We start from the raw sequence: 2,444 nt of genomic DNA on the forward strand, positions 1-2,444 counted from the left end.
GGCACCCCGCTACGACGTCGGGAAGACCGTCAAACGCGAACCCACGCTCGAAGCGCACCTCGCCAAGATCGCGGCGGCAGCATAAAAATCAAGCTAAGGCCTTTGCTACCAGTGCCTGCCGCCAAGGGCGGCCAGGCCGGAGCCCCCGCGATTTGTGCGGCCAGGCCGGAGCCCCCGCGATTTGTACTCTCCCCTGGACCATCCCGTCACCACTGGTGGTAGCGGGTGCTGGAGTCGAGCCGCCACGCACCCCTTGTGGTCTGGCCCTGCTGGTAGGGCCAGACCACTATCACCGGTGGTAGTGCTTTGGCCCTACCAGCAGGGCCAAAGCGCGGGACTGGCCGCGCACCTGGAGAAACACGCGGTTTGGCCCCACCTGCGGGGCCAAACCGCTATCACGGGTGCTAGTGCTTTGGCCCTGCTGCCAGGGCCAAAGAAGACGGCCCGGGTGGCTGCCCGGGCCGTCAGGGGTCTCGTCCGCTACGCGCTGATGCCGAGGTTGGCGAGCTGCCCTTCGTACCGCTGCCGCAGTCGCTCGCCAAACCGCTCGGGGTCGAGGGAGTCGATCCGGGGCACCGAAGCCAGGCCGGCCCGCATCTTGCCGCCGGTCAGCAGCGGGTGGATCTGGTAGACACCCGGCTCCAGCAGCCAGGCCAGGCCCTTGTCCGCCAGTTGCTTCACGGACCGGTTGACACTCGGCGCGCTCAGCCCCAGCAGGGTGCCCATCTCGGCCTGGGAGAGGCCGGCGCACCCCGTCTCCGGATCCTGGTAGGCCAGCAGCGTGTTCACCAGGCGGAAGCTGTTCGCGGTCAGCTCGACCAGGCTGAGGACGGCCAGCGCCTCACGGCTGATCGTCACGTACTCGGTGGTCGGGATCGGCGGGACGTACCGGGTGGTCGTCATCTGGAGTCCTCGGTCAGGGGCGCAAGCGCCACCAGCTGCTGATACGTTGAGCATCCAATGTCAGGTTAGGCCCGCTCCGGTGCAACGGAGCGGGCCTCGCCGTCTCAGGCGCTCCGGACGGCCCGAACCTTCGACTTCGAGGCTGCTGGCATCTCGTTCGTCTCGGTCTTCGCCGAGCCCAGCAGCACGACGTTCGCGGCCTTGGCCACCGCGCGCTGGTCCTCGCGGCGTTCCTTGCGCCAGGCCGTGGCGTACTCCGGGCCCGGCATGAGGAACTCGGGTACCTCCGCCACCCAGACGTCCTGGGCCGCCTCCTGGTCGGCGCTGGATCCGGCGAAGGTGAGGAACGGGTTCAGCTGGTAGACCGAGCGGCGTGCGGTCCGCAGCCAGCCGATCTCGTTGAAGAACAGCAGCGACTCACCGACATAGGTCCGCGAAACGCCGGAGGCGGCGCTGATGTCGCGGTGGGTGGTCTTCACCATGCCCAGCGGCGCCCGGCGCGGGGCCTTCCCGCTCATCTGCTGGAAACCCACCAACGTGCACCAGGTCCGCATCCAGGTCTGCGGGATGTCCATCTGGGCGAGGGTGAGCATCATCAGCGGGGCGTCGGTCGTGTAGCCCTTGGTGGTGTCGGACTCCGCGAAGGTGCGGCCCGAGATCTTCTGCACCGAGTAGACGACATTCCCCCGGCTGTCGAGCCGGGTCACCAGCTGCTCCCCGTAGCCCAGCTTGGGCTTGTCAGCCATCGGCGCTCTCCAGGTTCCTTGATCCAATGTCACCGGGACACTATCACGGGTGATAGTGCTTTGGCCCTACCGTTAGGGCCGAACCGTCTCGGCGAGTCGCCCGGCTGCGCCTGACGGAAAGCCCGGGAAGCTGTGGATAACGCCCGCCGGTTTGGCCTGGCCAGCAGGGCCAAAGTCGCGAGCGTTTGGCCCTGCTGGCCAGGGCCAAACAATGCCTGACACAAAGTGGTCGTTTTCGCAGGTCAGAGCGCGTTTTTGGCCGGTTCTTGCGGGCGGGGGTCTCTTATACACCCGCCGTGCGGGAGAACCGGCGCTGCCGTACCTGCAGGCCCGGCGGCACCTTGTGCCACAGCGGCTACTGCTAGGGGTCTGACCTGCGGGTTTGTGCTTGGGGTGGCCTCCGGCGGGCTGGTTGCCCGTACCGCTGCCGCCGCCCGGGCCGGGCTCGGTTTGGCCCTGCTGGCCGGGGCTGGCTGGTGTCACTGCGCCAGTCATGGAAGTCCGGCTGCCGCCGGACCCGGGCCTTGACGGCCCTTTCCATGCCTACGAGTTCAGGTGGCTGGTGCCCGTGCCCTGCCGCTGCTGGCGCTGCGGCCCTGTGGTGGGTGCGGGCTGCTGGGTGGTCCCGGCCAGCGCTCCCAGGTCGTGAAGGTGGGAAACAAGGTCTTCGTCAGGTGGGTGGTGACATCGGCAACCGCTTAGCTTCTTGTTTAACCTCGCTGGTCACCCGACCTGCTGATCTGCGGTTCTTCCCGGGACAGCGGAGGCGGCCGTTCTCCACGCTTCGAGATGTCG

At 67.7% G+C, this 2,444-nt stretch carries 2 protein-coding genes; both read right to left on the minus strand.

The window, feature by feature from the left end:
• Positions 1–480: 480 nt before the first annotated feature.
• Complete coding sequence (locus AB0D10_RS46165) at positions 481–903, minus strand: helix-turn-helix domain-containing protein (RefSeq protein ID WP_360269068.1); 423 nt, start codon at positions 901–903, stop codon at positions 481–483.
• Positions 904–1,007: 104 nt separating this feature from the next.
• On the minus strand, positions 1,008–1,649 hold the full coding sequence (locus AB0D10_RS46170) for a hypothetical protein (RefSeq protein WP_360269071.1): 642 nt from the start codon (positions 1,647–1,649) through the stop codon (positions 1,008–1,010).
• Positions 1,650–2,444: the final 795 nt, after the last annotated feature.

The organism is Kitasatospora sp. NPDC048545 (assembly GCF_040651155.1).
GTDB lineage: Bacteria > Actinomycetota > Actinomycetes > Streptomycetales > Streptomycetaceae > Kitasatospora.

What these genes read in the sequence shown, in the direction of transcription:
- AB0D10_RS46165 (WP_360269068.1), bottom strand. Translation starts at nt 903, where the DNA reads ATGACGACCACCCGGTACGTCCCGCCGATCCCGACCACCGAGTACGTG.
- AB0D10_RS46170 (WP_360269071.1), bottom strand. Translation starts at nt 1,649, where the DNA reads ATGGCTGACAAGCCCAAGCTGGGCTACGGGGAGCAGCTGGTGACCCGG.